We start from the raw sequence: 18,367 nt of genomic DNA, 5'->3' as shown, positions 1-18,367 counted from the left end.
GAGGTTGCCCGCCCGCGGATTACAGTTCGGTACATGTCGAAGAAGCTCGTGATCAAGGTGACCGCCGGAGCCGATGCCCCCGAGCGCTGCTCGCAGGCCTTCACCGTGGCAGCGGTCGCCGTCGCCAGCGGGGTCGAGGTCTCGCTGTGGCTGACCGGTGAATCCGCCTGGTTCGCCCTGCCGGGCCGTGCCGCCGAGTTCGAACTGCCGCACTCCGCACCGCTGCCCGACCTGCTGGACTCGATCCTGGCGGGCGGACGGCTCACGCTCTGCACCCAGTGCGCGGCGCGGCGCGACATCACGGAGAAGGACGTCCTGGAGGGTGTACGGATCGCGGGCGCCCAGGTCTTCGTACAGGAGGCCATGACGGACGGCACCCAGGCGCTCGTCTACTGAGCCCGCCCTGGGGCTGTCCCGGCAGCCCTCAGCGGCGCTTCCTGCCGTCGAGTTCGTCCCACCAATCGTCCGACTGCGGGTCGCCGGAGGGATCGTCCCACCAGCGGTCGTCCGGCCCCCGCCGGTTGGCGATCACGGCGGCGACAGGCGGCACGACCATGGCGACCACGCACATCGCCACCGCCGCCGGGACGGACCACAGGCGCACGAAGGCCCAGGCGGACACGAAGAGGAAGAGGCATCCGCCCATCATCAGGAAGTAGAGGCGCCTACGCCGGGCGTACATACCTCCAGCGTAGAACTCCCGGGCCCGGAACTCTCCTTGCGCGCGGCACCCGCGCGGCACCCGTCGGCCGCCCGAGCAGCACCCCGCCGACCGCCCGCGCGGCCGGGGCCGGATGCCCGTGGACGGCACGAAGGGCCGCACCCCGGTACAGGTGGCGTCCAACCCCCTGGGGTGCGGCCCTCCGGCCGTTCGTGCGCGTGAACTACACGGCGATGGCGACCTCGGCGAGGCCACCGGTCTGCGCCACGACCGTACGGTCGGCGGTGCCGCCCGGAACCAGGGCGCGCAGCGTCCAGGTGCCCTCGGCCGCGTAGAAGCGGAACTGTCCGGTCGCCGAGGTCGGGACCTCAGCCGTGAACTCACCGGTCGAGTCCAGCAGACGGACGTAGCCGGTGACCGGCTCGCCGTCGCGGGTCACGCTGCCCTGGATCGTGGTCTCGCCCGGCTTGATCGTCGAAGCGTCGGGGCCGCCGGCCTGTGCTCCACACATGGTGTTCTGTCCTTCTGGTCGGGGTCCTGCTGATCGGATCCTGCGGAATTACTTGTTGGCGCCGAGCTCGATCGGCACACCCACGAGGGAGCCGTACTCGGTCCACGAACCGTCGTAGTTCTTGACGTTCTCCTGGCCGAGCAGCTCGTGCAGCACGAACCACGTGAGCGCGGAGCGCTCACCGATGCGGCAGTAGGCGATGGTGTCCTTCGACAGGTCGACCTGCTCGTCCTCGTAGAGGGCCTTGAGCTCGTCGTCCGACTTGAAGGTGCCGTCGTCGTTGGCGTTCTTCGACCACGGGATGTTGCGGGCGCTCGGCACGTGGCCGGGGCGCTGCGACTGCTCCTGCGGGAGGTGCGCCGGGGCGAGCAGCTTGCCGCTGAACTCGTCGGGCGAGCGCACGTCGACGAGGTTCTGGTTGCCGATCGCCTTCACGACGTCGTCGCGGTAGGCGCGGATCGACTCGTCCTGGGGCTTGGCCTTGTACTCGGTGGCCGGGCGGGTCGGGACGGCGTCGGTCAGGTCGCGGGAGTCGAGCTCCCACTTCTTGCGGCCGCCGTCGAGCAGCTTGACGTTCTCGTGGCCGTACAGCTTGAAGTACCAGTACGCGTACGAGGCGAACCAGTTGTTGTTGCCGCCGTAGAGGACGACCAGCGTGTCGTTGCCGATGCCCTTCTCGGACAGGAGCTTCTCGAAGCCGGCCTGGTCGACGAAGTCACGGCGGACCGGGTCCTGGAGGTCCTTGGTCCAGTCGATCCGGATCGCGTTCTTGATGTGGTTCTTCTCGTACGCCGAGGTGTCCTCGTCGACCTCGACGATGGCGACCTGCGGGTCGTCGATGTGGGCCTCGACCCAGTCGGCGTCGACCAGAACGTCTGCGCGGCTCATGTGTTTCTCCTCCGGGGCAGTCTGCGGCGGGGTGGTGCGGTGTGCGGGTGCGGGGTGTACGCGCAGGTGCGTGCTGGAACGCGTACGGAAGGCACGGGCTCGGCCCTGAGAGAGTCGAAGGACCGGGGGGGAAGACGGGAGAGGTCCCGCTCAGAAGGTGCGACAGAGCATGGCGGCGACGCGGCACAGGTCTACTGCCCGCCGCTTCGTGAGGTCCGCCTGTCGCTTCATGCGTCCGATCGTAGGGAGGTACGGGCGGAGATGTCACCGTCGTGTCGCATGATGAGACACGATCGTCCGCCATACGAGACGCGCTGACCCTGAACCCCACCCCCGGCCCGGAGAGGGGCGGCGGGTAGCGACGGATTTCTACGGATCGGACCCGGCCGTCTCATCATCCGGATCGACTGTCCGGTCGCCCGTGCGGTCCCCTACCCCGCCCGTCCGGCCCCTACCCGCCGGGCCGGGGCCGTCCGCGAGGACCGTGGCGCCTGGCCTCAGCCGGCGAGGTCGATGTCGGCGCCCGTCATCGATATCTCCAGTCCGCCGGGCGCCACCTCGATCTTCTCCAGCTTCAGACCGTCCGGGAGGCCGCTGATGCCCCGCTCGAAATCCGTCTTCTGCCTGACCAGACCTTCGAGACCGGGGATTCCCTCGCCCGGCACCTCGTCGGCGTGGACCTTGACGGTGTCGCCGTCGACCAGGGTGACGGTCGACAGCACGCTGCGCGTGAGCTCGCGGTTCAGCAGGGGGATACGGACCGAACCGGTGACCTTGACCTTGCCGTCACCGCCGTAGGCGACCGTGACCCCATCGTCGGCCGCCGCGGTGAGCGCCGCGTACGAGACGACGGCCGTCCCGGTGGCCCGGGAGGCCGTCGCACTGGTGTAGCCGGCGCCCAGGGTGACCTGGTGCAGCTCGGCGCGGATCTCACCGATCCGCAGCTCCCGGCCGGCCGCGCTGGCCCGGATGTCCTTGACCGTGACGTCGACCTGGTCGAGCTCCGAACCCGCCACCTGCGTCAGGAAGGGGAAGCCCTTGATGGACACCTCGGTCGAGCCCGCGTCGGCACCGGCGAAGGCGACCCGGTCCTCGGCCTCCGACTCGGCGAAATACACGGCGGCGCGGTCCACGGCGACGAAGACGCCGCCCAGCACCACAGCGATGATCAGCAGTATTCGCAGTGCGCGCATGCCTGTTGTTCCCCCACTCGGACCGGCCGGACCTCTGGTGCCGTGAGCCTACTGCCGCCACGCGCCGCACCCGGAGTGATCGACGAGCGGAAGGCCCGGCCGGTTCCCGACGAGCGGGAAGGAGGGGAAGCACGGGGGTCAGGCGATCGCACGGCCGATCAGATAGACGGCGGGAGCCGCGGCCGTCAGCGGCAGCGCCACCCCTGCCGTCATGTGCACGAAGCGGGACGGGTAGTCGTAGCTCGCCACCCGCAGCCCGATCAGCGCGCAGCCGCCGGCCGCGAACCCGAGGAACGCCGCCTGCGCGCCGAAGTCCGTGAACGCTCCGGCGGCCAGACCGGCACCCGCCGACGCGAGCAGCGCCACGACGACCGAGACGGGACCGGGCAGCGGAAGGGCCCGCACGAGCACGCCCACGGCGACCGCGATCCCGCCCACCGTCACCGCGTCGGGGACGGCCGCCAGATGCCCCGCGGCCAGGACGGCCAGCGCGGCCGAGGCGACGGTGGCCGTCAGGCCGTACATCCGCTCGTCGGCCCCGGCATGGCTGCGCAGCTGGAGGACGAGCGTCAGCAGCACCCAGACGCCGAGCGTGCCCAGGATGGCCGCAGGGGCGTTGCTCCGGCCCGCCACGAGCAGGACGACGTCCGCCACGAAGCCACCGGCGAAGGCGAGTGCGATGCCCTGCCTGGCCGGCCACATGCCGTTGAGCCGGAACCAGCCGGCTGCGGTCACGGCCTGGAGCAGGATCAGGGGCACGAGCAGGGCGTACGCCCCGATCGCGGCGCCGAGCGCGAGCAGCAGACCGAGGGCGGCGGTGATCGCGGCGGGCTGGAGGCCCGGCGCGATGATCGGCGAACGCCCCTCGGCTCGGGCCCGCTGGGCCGCGGTGAGCCTGTTGCCGCCAAGGGTGGTGGGCGCACCGTAGCCGGACGTGCCGGACTCGCCAGGTGCGGCGGCCGGTGCCTCGGGAGCGGCGGGAACAGCCGGGGCTGCCGGAGCGGCCGGGGCCTCGGGCGGCAGCGGACAGGCGGCCTGCGCGGGAGCGGGTGCCGGTGCGGCGTGCTGGGGCCGGATCGTCGGCTGGTACTGGGTGTCCCAGGTCTGGCCCTGCCAGGTCTGGGCCACTCCCTGGTCGTCCTGTCCACCCTGTGGGACGCCGTGCTCCGGATACACGACCGGCTGCGGCTGCTGCCCGTACTGCTGCCCGCCGTACGCCGGCTGCCCGTACTGCTGGTGCTGCCCGTACGCCGGGTCGTTCACCTGCTGTCCGTTCACCTGCTGCCCGTACTGCTGCGGCTGTCCGTACGCCGGGTCGTACGGCTGCTGCTGCCCGTACGCCGGCTCGTTCGCCTGCTGCCCGTACGCCGGGTCGTACGGCTGCTGCTGCTCGTGGCCCGGGTCGTACGGATACTGCTGATCGCTGTTGCTCATGGTCTGCGGTTCACCCTCCTGCGAACGGCGGGAGCACCTCGACCGTGCCGCCCTCGGCAAGCCGTACGGTCTCATGACCCCGGGTCCCGACGGGATTCCCGTCGATCAGGAACGAGCACCGCAGCAGCACCCGGGTGAGTTCTCCCGGGTGCCGCTCGCGTACCCCGTCGAGCGCCTCGGCGAGCGTCTCCGCCGCGTACGGCTCCTCCGCGGTCCCCGCGGCGGCCTTGGCCGCGGCCCAGTAGCGGATCGTTCCCGCTGCCATGGCGGCACCCCTTTCCTCGTCCGTCGGCTGTCCATCATGAATCACGCCGGCTCCGTCCAGTCGGCGATGCGGGTCAGGAGTTTCTCGTCCGCCGCGTTCTCGGCGTGCCCCATGCCGTGCTCCAGCCAGAAGTCGGCGTGCCCCCGTGAGGCTGCTTCCAGCATGCGGGGGTGGTCGACCGGGAAGTACGGGTCACGGTCGCCGTGCACGATCAGCAGCGGCACGGTGATCAGGGGGACCGCCTCGACCGGGGAGAGCGGGACGGGGTCCCAGTCCTCGCGGTGGATCCGGGTGCGGAAGCCGAGGCGGCCGACGAGCCGGCCCGTGGGGCGGGTGACCACCCAGTGCAGGCGGCGCATCGGAGCCGTGCCCCGGTAGTACCAGCGCGCCGGAGCACTCACAGCGACGACAGCGTCCGTGTGCGCCCCTGTGCGCTCCCCGTGCGCCTCGATGCGCTCTCTGCGCCGCCCCACCCGATCGGCCCCCGGCGTCTCCTCCTTCTCCGTGGACTTCTCCGCCACCTTCCCGGTGGCCCTCTCCGCGACTTTCTCCGTGCCGGGTTCGCCTGCTTCAGGCGCCGTATACAGAGCGGCGTGCCGGAGTACGACGGAGCCGCCCATGGAGAACCCGACCGTAACGATCCGCCGGTGTCCGAGCGACCGCGCCCACGAGACCGCGGCCGCCAGATCCAGTACCTCCCGGTCGCCCACCGTGGACCGCCCCCCGGACCTCCCATGCCCCCGGAAGGAGAAGGTGATCACAGCCGCACGCTGGGCGAACACCTCCGCGGCCCGCAGCACGGCCGGGCGGTCGACCGACCCGGTGAACCCGTGTGCGAGGACCACGGCCGTTCCTCCGGAAGCGGGGCCTCCATCGGCCTCGGCACCTGCCGTACACGGCGTGTACACCGCCTCGATACGGACCCCGTCACCGGTCAGCAACGTGGTGCGCCGGGGGGTGGGCGTGATCGAGGGAACAGAAGAACTCGGGAAACGACCCTCGGACACAGAACTCATGTGGGCTATTCTGCTGCGAAGAGGATCCGGGCAAAGCAGCCCCCGGGTCCTTTTGTGCTTTCCGAGCGTTGTTACAGCAGCGTTTCCACAAGCTCAGCGGTCCCCTGGCGCGGGACCGCACGGTAAAAACCGTATGACGGCCCTCGCAGGTGATGGCCGTACGGCAGTACGAAGCAGTGCCGCATACTCCCCCGGGTCCGACCCGGGAGTGCCCCTCTCGCAGGGAACGAGGAGGACCGATTAATGGGCGAGCCAACCGTGCACGATCGACCGACGACCCAGGCAGGTGGGCGGCGATGAGTTCACTGCTGCTTCTGACGAATGCCCTCCAACCGTCGACGGAGGTGCTCCCCGCCCTCGGCCTTCTGCTGCACAGCGTGCGGGTCGCCCCCGCCGAAGGACCCGCGCTCGTCGACACCCCGGGTGCCGACGTGATCCTCATCGACGGCCGCCGCGACCTCCCGCAGGTGCGCTCGCTGTGCCAGCTGCTGCGGTCCACCGGACCCGGCTGTCCGCTGATCCTCGTGGTGACCGAGGGCGGCCTCGCGGCTGTCACCGCGGACTGGGGCATCGACGACGTCCTGCTGGACACCGCGGGTCCCGCCGAGGTCGAGGCCCGGCTGCGGCTGGCCACCGGCCGCCAGCAGATCACCGCGGACGACTCACCCATGGAGATCCGCAACGGCGACCTGTCGGTCGACGAGGCGACGTACAGCGCCAAGCTCAAGGGCCGGGTCCTCGACCTGACGTTCAAGGAATTCGAACTGCTCAAGTACCTCGCGCAGCACCCGGGCCGGGTCTTCACCCGTGCGCAGCTGCTCCAGGAGGTCTGGGGCTACGACTACTTCGGCGGCACCCGGACGGTCGACGTCCACGTACGGCGGCTGCGCGCCAAACTCGGCCCCGAGCACGAGTCGCTGATCGGCACCGTCCGTAACGTCGGCTACCGCTTCGTCACCCCCGAGAAGGCCGAACGGAACTCCGACGACGCCAAGGCCAAGGCGGCAGCGAAGGCGGCGACGGAGGACGTCACCCGTCCGGAGCAGTCGGCGGAGGCCGAGATCACCGAAGAAGCCCCGGTCCGGCCTGCCTAGCGGCAGGTCGATCCGCGTAGACTGCCGCGCGTGGCCAAGGTGACGCGGGACGATGTGGCGAGACTGGCGGGGACCTCGACAGCGGTCGTCAGCTACGTCATCAACAACGGACCCAGGCCGGTTGCCCCGGCCACGCGCGAGCGGGTGCTCGCCGCGATCAAGGAACTGGGGTACCGGCCCGACCGGGTCGCCCAGGCGATGGCGTCGCGGCGCACCGACCTCATAGGCATGATCGTGCCGGACGCCCGGCAGCCCTTCTTCGCGGAGATGGCCCACGCGGTCGAACAAGCCGCCGCCGAGCGCGGAAAAATGGTGCTCGTCGGCAACTCGGACTACCGCGACGAGCGCGAGGTCCACTACCTGCGGGCCTTCCTCGGCATGCGCGTCTCCGGGCTGATCCTGGTCAGCCAGGGACCCAGCGAGCGGGCGGCGGCCGAGATAGAGGCCTGGGACGCCCGCGTCGTCCTGCTGCACGAACGCCCCGAGGCGATCGACGACGTCGCGGTCGTCACCGACGACATCGGCGGCGCACAGCTCGCCACCCGGCACCTGCTGGAGCACGGGAACGCCTATGTGGCGTGCCTCGGCGGCATGGAGTCGACCCCGGTGGTCGGTGACCCCGTCGCCGACCACATCGAGGGCTGGCGCAGGGCGATGCAGGAGGCCGGACGGCCGACCGAGGGGCGGCTCTTCCACGCCCCCTACAACCGTTACGACGCCTACAAGGTCGCCCTGGACCTGCTCTCCGGTCCTGACAGGCCCCCGGCCATCTTCTGCTCGACGGACGACCAGGCCATCGGGGTGCTGCGGGCCGCGCGCGAGCTCCGCATCGACGTGCCCGGAGAGCTCGCGGTCGCCGGCTTCGACGACGTCAAGGAGGCGGGCCTCACCGATCCGCCGCTGACGACGGTGTTCTCCGACCGGCCCGCGATGGCCCGGGCGGCCGTGGACCTCGTGCTCGACGACTCCCTGCGCGTCTCGGGCTCGCGGCGCGAGCGGCTGAAGCAGTTCCCGTCCGCGCTCGTGGTACGACGGTCGTGCGGCTGCGGTGAACCCACGGTCACCACGCCGTAGCGGGGCGCCCCCTTACATCGGGCATACACGGTTCTGCCGGGCTTCTCAGGGGGCACTCAGGCTGTTCTCATGTTCGCTGTCCACTCTCGTAGACATGACCGACAGCCACCGCCCGAGCGGCGAGTACCCGATGTCCCCCTCGAACGACAACGGTTCGTACGACAACGGTTCGTACGACAGCTCTTCGCACGGCAGCGCCGAGTACGGCAGTGGCGGGGCGGCCTGGCCGCCGCCCCCGGCCTACGAGCCCGGACGGCCGGCCGCCGGGTCCCCCGCCTACGCCTGGCCTGCGCCCGCGCCCGCCCCCGTCGCGGAGGGCCCGGACGACGCGCAGCCCCGGCGGCGGGTCAAGCGGCCGTTCGCCCTGCTGGCGGCCGTGGCCATCGCCGCGGCGGCGGTCGGCGGCGGTACCGCCACCCTCATCGGCGAACTCGCGGGCGGCGACTCCGCCAAAGCCGGTTCCGGCAGCGTCGTCAGCGGCACCACCGTCTCGCAGAGCAGCGCCGGTACCGTCTCCGGTGTGGCCGCGGCCGTGTCGCCGGCGATCGTCGAGATCACCGCGACGTCCTCTGCGGGCGACGCCACCGGTTCAGGCGTCGTCATCACCACGGACGGCGAGATCGTCACGAACAACCACGTCATCTCCGGTGCCTCCGAGATCAAGGTGGCCCTCAGCACCGGCAAGACGTACACGGCCGACGTCGTCGGCACCGACCCCGACAAGGACCTCGCGCTCATCAAGCTCCAGAACGCGAGCGGACTGAAGACGGCCTCGCTCGGCGACTCCTCCTCGGTGAAGGTCGGCGACCAGGTGGTGGCGATCGGATCCCCGGAGGGCCTCACCGGCACGGTCACCAGCGGCATCGTCTCGGCGCTCGACCGCGATGTCACGGTCGCCAAGGACGACGAGCAGGGACAGCAGCAGCAACAGGGCGGGCAGCAGTGGCCGTTCGAGTTCGGCGGCCGGCAGTTCAACGGTGACACCGGCTCGTCCACCACGACGTACAAGGCCATCCAGACCGACGCCTCACTCAACCCCGGCAACTCCGGCGGCGCCCTCATCAACATGAACGGCGAGATCATCGGCATCAACTCCGCGATGTACTCCCCCAGTTCGTCCACCGCCTCCGGCAGCACGTCCGCGGGAAGCGTCGGCCTCGGCTTCGCCATCCCGGTCGACACCCTCAAGGCCGACCTGGACACCCTGCGCTCCGGCGACGGCTCCTGACGAGGAGGGTCCCATGAACCCCACGCCCGGCCCCGTACGCGCGGGCCCGTCCGACCTGGCCCTGCCGCTCGCCCTGGTCGTCGAACTCGCCCTGTCCGCACCCGCCGCGGACGCTCCCCGTCCGCCCGAGATCGGCAGCGGCACGAGCCGTGGGCGCCGCGCCGCGCGACGCCGTGCGCCGGCCGTGCGAGGCTGAGGACGCAAGCCCGCCGCAACCAGCACGAGACGAAGAGGACGAAGCAGCGATGAGCCCCGCCGAAGACGATCCGCAGCGCGTCCTGATCGTCGACGACGAGCCCGCCGTTCGCGAGGCACTGCAACGCAGCCTCGCCTTCGAGGGCTACGGAACCGAGGTGGCCGTGGACGGTTACGACGCCCTGGCCAAGGCCGAGGCGTACGCCCCCGACCTGATCGTCCTGGACATCCAGATGCCCCGCATGGACGGCCTCACCGCGGCCCGGCGCATCCGGGCCACCGGATCGACCACCCCCATCCTGATGCTCACCGCCCGGGACACCGTCGGCGACCGGGTCACCGGTCTCGACGCCGGCGCCGACGACTACCTCGTCAAGCCCTTCGAGCTGGACGAGCTCTTCGCCCGCATCCGGGCCCTGCTGCGCCGTAGCTCGTACGCGGTCGCGGCGGGGGGAACCGCCCCCGACGACGACGTGCTGTCCTTCGCCGACCTGCGCATGGACCTGAACACCCGCGAGGTCACCCGCGGCACCCGCCGCGTCGAGCTGACCCGCACCGAGTTCACCCTGCTGGAGATGTTCCTGTCCCACCCCCGTCAGGTGCTGACCCGCGAGCAGATCCTCAAGGCCGTCTGGGGCTTCGACTTCGAACCCAGCTCCAACTCCCTGGACGTGTACGTGATGTACCTCCGCCGCAAGACGGAGGCCGGCGGCGAGGCGCGCCTCGTCCACACGGTGCGCGGCGTCGGCTACGCCCTGCGCGCCGGCGGCGGTGACGGGTGACCGGGCTGTCCCGCAGGCTGCGCGCCCTCCCGCTGCGCTCACGGCTCGCCCTGCTGGTCGCGGCGGCGGTCGCCATCGCGGTGGCCGCGGTGGCCGCGGCGTGCTGGTTCGTGACGCAGCAGCAGCTGGAGCAGCAGTTGGACAGGACGCTGCGCGGTTCCAAGGTCGACCAGCTCTACCTGTCTCAGCTGTACACGTACTGCCAGGGCGGGACCTCCCAGGAGCCCCGGCCCTTCACCGGCGTGACGGTGCAGCTCATCGACTCCCAGGGCACGGTCTGCATCGCCTCCGAGGCCGCGACTTCGAGGCTTCCGGTGACCCCCGAAGACCTTGAGGTGGCCAAGCGGCAGCGTCCCTACGCCCTGCACACGGAGACGGCCGAGAACGGCGCGGACATGCGGGTCTACACCACGCCGCTGGAAGTCAGGGGCCCCGGGGCGCAGGCCGGGAGCCTCGCGGTCTCCACCGCCCGCCCCATGAGCGAGGTCACCGACCCGTTGTCCACGCTCGCCTGGGTCCTGGTCCTCGTCGCCGGGGTCGGCGTCGTCGGCGCGGGCGCGGCCGGCCTGTGGATCGCCCGTACCGGTCTGCGCCCGGTCGACGACCTCGCGCACGCCGTCGCGCACGTGGCCGAGACCGAGGACCTGACCATCCGGATCCCCGCGGAGGGCGAGGACGAGATCGCGCGCCTCTCCCGCTCCTTCAACTCCATGACCAGCTCGCTGGCCACCTCACGCGACCGCCAGTCCCAGCTCATCGCGGACGCCGGGCACGAGCTGCGCACCCCGCTCACCTCGCTCCGCACGAACATCGAACTGCTCGCCCGCAGCGACGAGACGGGCCGCGCCATCCCGCCCGACGACCGCAAGGCGCTGATGACCTCGGTCAAGGCCCAGATGACGGAACTGGCTGCCCTCATCGGCGACCTCCAGGAGCTCTCCCGCCCCGACGCCGCCCAGCCCGGCCCGCTCCAGGTCGTCGCGCTGCACGAGATCACGCGCACCGCCCTGCGGCGCGCCCGGCTGCGCGGCCCGGAGCTGACCATCACCGCCGAGCTGGCCCCCTGGTACGTCCGCGCCGAACCCGCGGCGCTGGAGCGGGCGGTCGTCAACGTGCTGGACAACGCGGTGAAGTTCAGCCCGGAGCGCGGGACGATCGATGTGGCCCTGCACCGGGGCGAGCTGACCGTGCGGGACCACGGCCCGGGCATCCCGGCCGAGGAGCTCCCGCACGTCTTCGACCGCTTCTGGCGCTCCCCGTCGGCCCGCCAGCTCCCGGGCTCGGGCCTCGGCCTGTCCATCGTGGCCCGCACGGTCCAGCAGGCGGGCGGCGAGATCGCCCTGACCCCGGCGGACGGCGGCGGCACGGTCGCCTCGATCCGGCTGCCGGGGGCACCGCAGCCGCCGCCGGGGCGGTGAGCGGCGCTCAGGCCGCCGGATTGTGCCGGATCAGTGACTCGACCAGGCCCGAGCGGGTCGCCGGGTAGTCCAGTGGGACGATCCCGAGACCGGTCCAGCCCGTGGCCTCCGGCCCGTCGAGGAACGCGTGGACCTGCGGGTTGAGCCGGTCGGAGTTCCAGCGGGGCGGCATCAGGGCCGCGGTGCTCACGTAGTTCATGAACAGCTTCCCGGGCTGCTGCGCGGCCTTGCGGAACTGCGCCTCGATCTTCGGGTACTTCCCGAAGGGCTCCGCCATGTAGTCGTCCTGGATGTCGAAGACCGCCGGATCTGCGTACCGGACGCCGGGCAGGCCGCCGTTGTCGGCGAGCAGCACGACCTTGCCACGCGCGCCCCCGAGGTCCGGCAGCGTGGAGTCCAGGCGCAGGAGCGGGCGCCAGCCCTTGCCGTCGAGGTAGATGTCGAAGATCCGCCGGAACGCGGCGTCGCTCTCCTGGGAGTACTCCTGCTTGACACGCATCAGCACGGTCTCCGAGGGGTGCGCGGCGAGGAAGTCCCGGCAGGCGACCAGCACGTCGCCGAACATCAGGTTCTGGTACGAGGCTCCGTGGTGGATGGCGAACGCGTCGCCGGTGATCCGGCACCGGACATCGAGGAAGCGGATGCCGCTGTCGAGTTGCTGGGCCACCGTCGTGTTCTGGCACTCCGTCCAGGGGCCCCCGTAGCGCGCGCCCGCGTTGTGCGTCCCCGGGATCGTGAGGCGCCCCAGCGCGGTGGCGTCGGGAACGGCGCTCATCCAGTCCTGGGTGCCGATGGCCCTCGCGGGGGCCGCGAGGGCATGGCCGCCGACGACCGCGGTGGCGGAGAGCGCGAGCGCTCCGGTCAGAAAGCCTCTGCGGGTGGTCAGGGGTGTGGACATGCGGGAGCGCCTCCGTCTGCCGTGGGGGGTCAGCCCCCGCAGTATGACGCGCACACGTCACGCCGGGAAGGCCGTCCGGCGTCATCGGGAACCTGAGGACGGTCCGGCCCCCGCCAGGGGCTGTTTCTCCGTCCGTGATCTCCCGATGACGCCTCGGCGCACGGAGCTACTGCACGACCGTGATCCGGCCCGTGGCCGGCGGGGCCAGCGGTGCCGAAGCCGTGGAGTGGGCCGCCAGGTAGGCGTTGAACAGGTCCAGGTCGGACGGGCCGACCAGCTTGTTCGTGCCCTGGCCGAGGGCGGCGAAGCCGTCGCCGCCACCCGCGAGGAACTCGTTCATCGCGACCCGGTAGGTCTTCGCCGGGTCGATCGCCTCACCGTTCAGCAGGATCGAGGAGGCGACCACCCGGTCGGCGCCCGACTTCGTCATGTCCAGCGTGTAGGTGAGGCCCTTCGAGATCTGGAGGATCTTCGGTGACGCCTCGTTGGAGCCGCTGACCTGCTGCTGGAGGGCTGCCACCAGCTGCGCACCGGTGAGGTCGACGACGTTCATCATGTTGGTGAACGGCTGGACCGTGAACGCCTCGCCGTACGTCACCACCCCGTCGCCCTCGCTGCCGGACGCCGTGTACACCAGGTCGGAGCGGATACCACCGGGGTTCATGAACGCGACGACCGCGCCGCCCTTGTCCGCGGGGGCCAGGCCCTCCAGCTGGGCGTCGGCGATCAGGTTGCCGAGCGGCTTCTCGGGGGCCGTGGAGCCACGGCCGTTGATGTCGGCCGAGATGTAGCCCTGCGGGCGGCCCGCGATCGGGGCGGCCAGCGTGTTCCAGCGGGCGATCAGCGCCGTCATGTCCGTGGCCTTGGCCTGGTCACGGCTGACGATGTGGTTCGCCGACTCCACCGACGTACGGACGATGTCCTTGGTGCGGCGGTCGTAGGTGAGGGTCGTGTCCGTGTAGACCTTGCCGAACGACGACGCAGAGGTGACCATGCGCGGCTGACCCGAGGGGTCCGGGACCGTGCAGACGTACGCCTGGTGGGTGTGGCCGGTGACCAGGGCGTCGACCTTGGGCGTGATGCCCTTGGCGATGTCCACGATCGGGCCGGAGATGCCGTCACCGGCGCCCGGGCTGTCGCAGTCGTAGTTGTACGCGGAGGAGGCCGGGGCCCCGCCCTCGTGGATCAGCGCGACGATGGACTTGACGCCCTGACGGTCCAGTTCCTTGGCGTACTTGTTGACCGTCTCGATCTCGTCGTGGAACTTCAGGCCCTTGACGCCGTTGGCCGTGACGATGTTCGGCGTGCCCTCCAGGGTCACACCGATGAAGCCGATCTTGACACCGTTCTTCTTCCACACGGTGTACGGCTTGAGGACCGGCTTGCCGGTCCTCTCGTTCGTCACGTTGGCCGCGAGGTACGGGAAGTCCGCGCCCTCGAACTCCTTGCCCTCCTCGTAGCAGCCCTCGACCGGGTGGCAGCCGCCGTTCTGCAGACGGGCGAGCTCCGTGGCCCCCTCGTCGAACTCGTGGTTGCCCACGGCCGTCACGTCGAGGTCGAGCCCGTTGAGCGCCTCGATGGTGGGCTCGTCGTGGAAAAGCCCCGACAGCAGCGGGCTCGCGCCCACCATGTCACCGCCGGCCGCCGTGACGGAGTACGCGTGCCCCTTGCGCGCGGTGCGCAGCGAGGTCGCGAGGTACTCGACGCCACCGGCCGGGATCGACTTCACCGTGCCGTCGGCCTGCTTCTCGCTGACCGTGCCGGCGGAACCGGCCGGCGGCTCCAGGTTGCCGTGCAGGTCGTTGAAGGAGAGCAGCTGCACATCGACGGTGCGGGGCTGGGGGTGGCCATGGCCGTGGCCCTTGTCCTGGGCGCCCGCCGGCATCGCGGCGACGAGCGCGCCGACGGTGACAATTCCGGCCGTGGCGGCGAGCACCCGCCGGGGCACACGGTTCTTCTGCGGAGTCGCTGACATCGGTCCCCTTGTAAGTGTCTGGATCCTGCTGCGGCAGCCTAGAGTCAACGCGCGTAGCGCGACAGATGTTTGTGGTTACGAACTGGTTGCCGCCCGATCAGAAAGGGGTCGATCACCCGTCGGGCGTACATATCCGAGCAGAAACGTCACCGCGCCCGTACGCGCACCCGCGCCGTTGCCGGCCCCGGTCGGCCGGCCCGGCGCCGTACGCTCGTACTCATGACGACTGACGCACCCCTCCCCTCCCCCGGGCGCGAGATCGAGACCCTCGACGCGCTCACCCCCGAGCAGGCCGACGCCGTTCTCGCGCTCCTCGGTGAGGCGGCCGAGACCGACGGCCGTCAGGCCGTGTCCGAGCAGGGGCGGCTGCAGTTGCGGGGCGGGCACCGCGAGGGCGTCCGGCACTTCCTGCTCCGCGTCGACGGGGTACTGGCCGGATACGCGCAGCTGGAGGACACCGACCCCGTCGAGGCCCCGGCGGCCGAGCTGGTCGTGCACCCCTCCCACCGCGGCCGGGGGCACGGCCGCGCGCTGGGCGCCGCCCTGCTCGCCGCGACCGGGAAGCGGCTGCGGGTCTGGGCGCACGGCGGCAAGTCGGCGGCCCGGCATCTGGCCCAGGTTCTCGGGCTCTCGCTCTTCCGCGAACTGCGTCAACTCCGGCGCCCGTTGACCGGCCTCGACATCGCCGAGCCGGTCCTCCCGGAGGGGGTCACGGTCCGCACCTTCGTGCCGGGCCGGGACGACACCGCCTGGCTCGCCGTGAACAGCGCCGCCTTCGCCCACCACCCCGAGCAGGGCTCCCTCACCCAGCGGGACCTCGACGACCGCAAGGCCGAACCCTGGTTCGACCCGAAGGGCTTCTTCCTGGCCGAGCGCGACGGCGAGATCATCGGCTTCCACTGGACGAAGGTGCACGCCGCGGAGGAGCTCGGCGAGGTGTACGTCGTCGGCATCCGCCCCGACGCGCAGGGCACCGGCCTCGGCAAGGCGCTCACCGCGATCGGGCTGCGCCACCTGGCCTCCCAGGGCCTGCCGACGGCGATGCTCTACGTGGACGCCGACAATCCGGCCGCCCTCTCGGTGTACGAGCGGATGGGCTTCGCCACGCACGAGGTCGACCTGATGTACCGCACGGAGTCCTGAGCACCCCAACCCCTGCCGGGGCGGCGTCACTTGACGCCGCCCCTCTCTTACGCCACCCTTTCACTACTCAATTAGTGAAAGGGTGGTGAACATGGCAGAGTCCGCAGCGGTCGAGTTCCGCATCGACCGGCGCAGCGGCGTCGCCACCTACCTCCAGATCGTGCAGCAGACCAAGCAGGCGCTCCGCCTCGGTGTGCTGGAGCCGGGCGACCGGCTGCCCACGGCACGTGAGGTCGTCGAGGCCACGGCCATCAATCCCAACACGGTGCTCAAGGCCTACCGCGAGCTGGAACGCGAAGGCCTCGTCGAGGCCCGCCGTGGCCTCGGCACCTTCGTCCGCCGCACCCTCGGCAGCGCGGCGGCCACCACCGATCCGCCCCTGCGCGCCGAACTCACCGCGTGGACCCGCAGGGCCCGCGCCGCCGGACTGGACAAGGACGACGTGAGCGCGCTCTTCAACGACGTACTGGACAGCACATTCAAGGGGGACCAGGACTCATGACAGGCGCCGCGATCGAGGCGAACGGCCTCGGTATGACCTACGGGCACAAGAGCGGGTGGGCGCTGCGCGACTGCTCGTTCCGGCTGCCCGCCGGGCGGATATGCGCCCTCGTCGGGCCCAACGGCGCAGGCAAGTCCACGCTGCTCGCCCTCGCCGCCGGCCTGCTCCGGCCCTCCGAGGGCTCGGTGCGGGTGCTCGGCCACACCCCTGCCGAGGCGCGGCCCCGCATCGCGTACGTCTCCCAGGACAAGCCGCTGTACCCGCAGCTCACCGTGGCCGGCACCCTGTGGGCGGGGGCCCGGCTCAACCCCGCCACCTGGGACCGCGAGGCCGCCGCCCGGGTCGCCGGACCGCTCCCGCAGGACGCCAAGGTCAAGGCGCTCTCCGGCGGCCAGCGCACCCGCCTCGCCCTCGCGCTCGCGCTGGGCAAGCGGCCCGAACTGATGCTGCTGGACGAGCCGATGGCCGACCTCGACCCGCTCGCCCGGCACCAGCTGATGGGCGTCCTGATGGCCGAGGCCGCCGAGCACGGGACCACGATCGCCATGTCCTCGCACATCCTCACCGAGCTGGAGGGCGCCTGCGACTACCTCCTGCTCGTCGACGGCGGGCGGGTCCGCCTCGGCGGCGAGAGCGAGGACATCGTGGCCGCGCACGCCGTGGTCACCGGGCAGGTCCGCGACCTCGCCCCGCACACGGTCGTCGAGTCGCGCACGACGGGCCGTCAGCTCACCGCGCTCGTACGGAGGGAGGGCCCGGTGGACACTGCGGCCTGGGACGTCACGGAACCCTCGCTGGAGGAGCTGCTGCTCGCCCACCTCCGCTCGCCGGAGGCACCCGTCCTGCTCACCGCGAGCGCGCACGCGGGACAGGAGGTGGCCGCGATATGAGCACCCTCACCGCGCTGCGCGGGCCCGCCCGCGTCGTCGTACGCCAGCACCGGTGGACGCTGTGGATCGCCGGCGGGCTCGCCCTCGTGGCCGTCGCCGGCATGATCGCCGTCGCTCTCCGGTCGTCCCACGTCGCCGAGGTCTTCGCGGCGAGCGACTGCCCGGTGAACGGAGGCGCGGGCCGGGCCTGTGATGTGACGGCCCGCAGCTACCTGGACAGCATGTTCAAGTACCGCGGCGTCTTCGACGACCTCGCCCTGGGCCTGATGGCCCTGCCCGCGATCGTCAGCGGCTTCGTCGCCGGCCCTCTGATCGCCAGGGAGCTGGAGAACGGCACCTACAAGCTGTCCTGGACCCAGTCGGTGTCACCCGCGCGCTGGCTCACCGCCAAGCTCGCCGTGCCCGCCGTGCTGTTCCTCGCGGGCACCGCCGTGCTGTCGGCGGGCCTCCACTGGGCTCGCTCCGGTTCCGACAATCCCTACGCGTCCGAGTGGTACACCGCGTACGTCTTCGCCACCACGGGACTCGCGCCGGCAGCCCACCTCATCTTCGGCATCTGCGTCGGAGCACTCGCCGGACTGCTGATCCGCCGGACCCTCCTGGCGCTGACCGTCTCCGCGTTCGTCACCGGCGCCGCGGGCGTGACCTTCACCTACCTCCGCGCGGGGCTGTGGCCCCGGAGCACGCTGACCGGCAAGAGCCTGGACGTGAGCTCGAACATCTGGTGGGTGGAGACGGGCCACCTCACCGGCGACGGCGAGCGGCTGTCACAGGGCCTGTGCGACCAGGCCGTGTCCGAAGGCGACCGGACCCGGTGCTTCGCCGACCACGACATCACCGGCCACTACCTCGACTACCACCCCTCCTCCCATTTCTGGCCCCTCCAGCTCGTCGAGACCGGCATCCTGCTCGCCCTGGCCGCCGTGGCCGTCGCCGTCGCCTTCCGGGTGCTGCGCCGCCGCACCGGCTGAGAGCCACCCCTGTCCGGGCCCCGCGGGGAGTCCGGGCAGGGGATTCACCTACGGTGAACGGCGAGGACGGCGAGGACGGCGAGGACGGGGACGGCGCGGACGGGGACGGCACCGCAGTCACACCGCTTCCTGTACGTCATGTCACCGTTACCGGCCATTCAGACAGCCTTGCGACCCTCACGGGATGCAGCCAGCTCTGCCCACCCCCCGCAACGCGAGAGGCCCCGGT

21 protein-coding genes are annotated in these 18,367 nt (G+C 71.4%); 11 read left to right on the top strand and 10 right to left on the bottom strand.

All coding sequences use genetic code 11. The annotated features are described in order from the left end of the window. Positions 1 to 33 precede the first annotated feature (33 nt). Complete coding sequence (locus ABZY45_RS06225) at positions 34 to 396, top strand: DsrE family protein (RefSeq protein ID WP_073743536.1); 363 nt, start codon at positions 34 to 36, stop codon at positions 394 to 396. A gap of 28 nt (positions 397 to 424) precedes the next feature. Here ABZY45_RS06225 and ABZY45_RS06220 read toward each other — a convergent pair whose 3' ends face one another. The 8 genes from ABZY45_RS06220 to ABZY45_RS06185 all read right to left on the bottom strand — a co-directional run bounded on the left by ABZY45_RS06220 (position 425) and on the right by ABZY45_RS06185 (position 5,968). Further along, a complete protein-coding gene (locus ABZY45_RS06220) occupies positions 425 to 682 on the bottom strand; it encodes a DUF3099 domain-containing protein (protein WP_356736720.1) in 258 nt (85 codons plus the stop codon). A gap of 202 nt (positions 683 to 884) precedes the next feature. Then, entirely contained in the window at positions 885 to 1,172 is a 288-nt protein-coding gene (locus ABZY45_RS06215) for a DUF1416 domain-containing protein (protein ID WP_014154938.1), read from the bottom strand. A gap of 48 nt (positions 1,173 to 1,220) precedes the next feature. Further along, positions 1,221 to 2,060, bottom strand: coding sequence for a sulfurtransferase (locus tag ABZY45_RS06210; protein ID WP_356736718.1), 840 nt, complete (start codon positions 2,058 to 2,060; stop codon positions 1,221 to 1,223). A 150-nt stretch (positions 2,061 to 2,210) separates the two neighbouring features. Next, positions 2,211 to 2,291 (bottom strand): putative leader peptide, encoded by an 81-nt coding sequence (locus tag ABZY45_RS06205; RefSeq protein ID WP_350310325.1) that lies wholly within the window; start codon positions 2,289 to 2,291, stop codon positions 2,211 to 2,213. Positions 2,292 to 2,557: 266 nt separating this feature from the next. Beyond that, on the bottom strand, positions 2,558 to 3,253 hold the full coding sequence (locus ABZY45_RS06200; RefSeq protein ID WP_356736716.1) for a DUF2993 domain-containing protein: 696 nt from the start codon (positions 3,251 to 3,253) through the stop codon (positions 2,558 to 2,560). Positions 3,254 to 3,391: 138 nt separating this feature from the next. Next, on the bottom strand, positions 3,392 to 4,687 hold the full coding sequence (locus tag ABZY45_RS06195) for a hypothetical protein (protein ID WP_356736714.1): 1,296 nt from the start codon (positions 4,685 to 4,687) through the stop codon (positions 3,392 to 3,394). A 10-nt stretch (positions 4,688 to 4,697) separates the two neighbouring features. Further along, positions 4,698 to 4,952: a MoaD/ThiS family protein gene (locus tag ABZY45_RS06190; RefSeq protein WP_103516063.1), complete on the bottom strand. Its 255-nt coding sequence runs from the start codon at positions 4,950 to 4,952 to the stop codon at positions 4,698 to 4,700. 41 nt (positions 4,953 to 4,993) lie between these two features. Then, on the bottom strand, positions 4,994 to 5,968 hold the full coding sequence (locus ABZY45_RS06185; RefSeq protein WP_356736712.1) for an alpha/beta hydrolase: 975 nt from the start codon (positions 5,966 to 5,968) through the stop codon (positions 4,994 to 4,996). A gap of 296 nt (positions 5,969 to 6,264) precedes the next feature. Here ABZY45_RS06185 and ABZY45_RS06180 point away from each other — a divergent pair, with 296 nt between their 5' ends. From ABZY45_RS06180 to ABZY45_RS06155, 6 genes are all read left to right on the top strand, one after another. After that, on the top strand, positions 6,265 to 7,062 hold the full coding sequence (locus ABZY45_RS06180; protein ID WP_356736710.1) for a response regulator transcription factor: 798 nt from the start codon (positions 6,265 to 6,267) through the stop codon (positions 7,060 to 7,062). Positions 7,063 to 7,092: 30 nt separating this feature from the next. After that, positions 7,093 to 8,136: a LacI family DNA-binding transcriptional regulator gene (locus tag ABZY45_RS06175; protein ID WP_356736708.1), complete on the top strand. Its 1,044-nt coding sequence runs from the start codon at positions 7,093 to 7,095 to the stop codon at positions 8,134 to 8,136. Positions 8,137 to 8,230: 94 nt separating this feature from the next. Continuing rightward, positions 8,231 to 9,364, top strand: coding sequence for a trypsin-like peptidase domain-containing protein (locus ABZY45_RS06170; RefSeq protein WP_356736706.1), 1,134 nt, complete (start codon positions 8,231 to 8,233; stop codon positions 9,362 to 9,364). Between the two features lie 13 nt (positions 9,365 to 9,377). Then, a complete protein-coding gene (locus ABZY45_RS06165; RefSeq protein ID WP_356736704.1) occupies positions 9,378 to 9,560 on the top strand; it encodes a hypothetical protein in 183 nt (60 codons plus the stop codon). Positions 9,561 to 9,609: 49 nt separating this feature from the next. Continuing rightward, a complete protein-coding gene (locus tag ABZY45_RS06160) occupies positions 9,610 to 10,341 on the top strand; it encodes a response regulator transcription factor (RefSeq protein ID WP_356736702.1) in 732 nt (243 codons plus the stop codon). Then, the gene (locus ABZY45_RS06155; RefSeq protein WP_356736700.1) at positions 10,338 to 11,759 is read left to right on the top strand and encodes a HAMP domain-containing sensor histidine kinase; all 1,422 of its coding nucleotides are present in this window, start codon (positions 10,338 to 10,340) and stop codon (positions 11,757 to 11,759) included. Before ABZY45_RS06160 ends, ABZY45_RS06155 begins: the two co-directional genes overlap by 4 nt. 7 nt (positions 11,760 to 11,766) lie before the next feature. On the opposite strand, the gene ABZY45_RS06150 is transcribed toward ABZY45_RS06155, so the two are convergent. After that, positions 11,767 to 12,657: a phosphatidylinositol-specific phospholipase C gene (locus ABZY45_RS06150; RefSeq protein WP_356736698.1), complete on the bottom strand. Its 891-nt coding sequence runs from the start codon at positions 12,655 to 12,657 to the stop codon at positions 11,767 to 11,769. Positions 12,658 to 12,823: 166 nt separating this feature from the next. Next, on the bottom strand, positions 12,824 to 14,632 hold the full coding sequence (locus ABZY45_RS06145) for a bifunctional metallophosphatase/5'-nucleotidase (RefSeq protein ID WP_356736696.1): 1,809 nt from the start codon (positions 14,630 to 14,632) through the stop codon (positions 12,824 to 12,826). 219 nt (positions 14,633 to 14,851) lie between these two features. On the opposite strand from ABZY45_RS06145, the gene mshD reads away from it, so the two are divergent. The 4 genes from mshD (at position 14,852) to ABZY45_RS06125 (ending at position 18,138) form a co-directional block, all read left to right on the top strand. Continuing rightward, positions 14,852 to 15,775 (top strand): mycothiol synthase, encoded by a 924-nt coding sequence (mshD, locus tag ABZY45_RS06140; RefSeq protein ID WP_356736694.1) that lies wholly within the window; start codon positions 14,852 to 14,854, stop codon positions 15,773 to 15,775. 91 nt (positions 15,776 to 15,866) lie between these two features. Then, a complete protein-coding gene (locus tag ABZY45_RS06135) occupies positions 15,867 to 16,277 on the top strand; it encodes a GntR family transcriptional regulator (protein ID WP_356736692.1) in 411 nt (136 codons plus the stop codon). Continuing rightward, complete coding sequence (locus ABZY45_RS06130; RefSeq protein ID WP_356736690.1) at positions 16,274 to 17,167, top strand: ABC transporter ATP-binding protein; 894 nt, start codon at positions 16,274 to 16,276, stop codon at positions 17,165 to 17,167. Before ABZY45_RS06135 ends, ABZY45_RS06130 begins: the two co-directional genes overlap by 4 nt. Beyond that, entirely contained in the window at positions 17,164 to 18,138 is a 975-nt protein-coding gene (locus ABZY45_RS06125; protein WP_356736688.1) for a hypothetical protein, read from the top strand. The genes ABZY45_RS06130 and ABZY45_RS06125 overlap by 4 nt, the downstream gene beginning before the upstream one ends. Positions 18,139 to 18,367: the final 229 nt, after the last annotated feature.

Source organism: Streptomyces sp. NPDC006516 (assembly GCF_040611875.1).
In the GTDB taxonomy this organism is placed as follows: Bacteria; Actinomycetota; Actinomycetes; order Streptomycetales; family Streptomycetaceae; genus Streptomyces.
The sequence above is the reverse complement of the archived record's forward strand: the minus strand, read 5'-3'. Positions and strand labels throughout refer to the sequence as shown.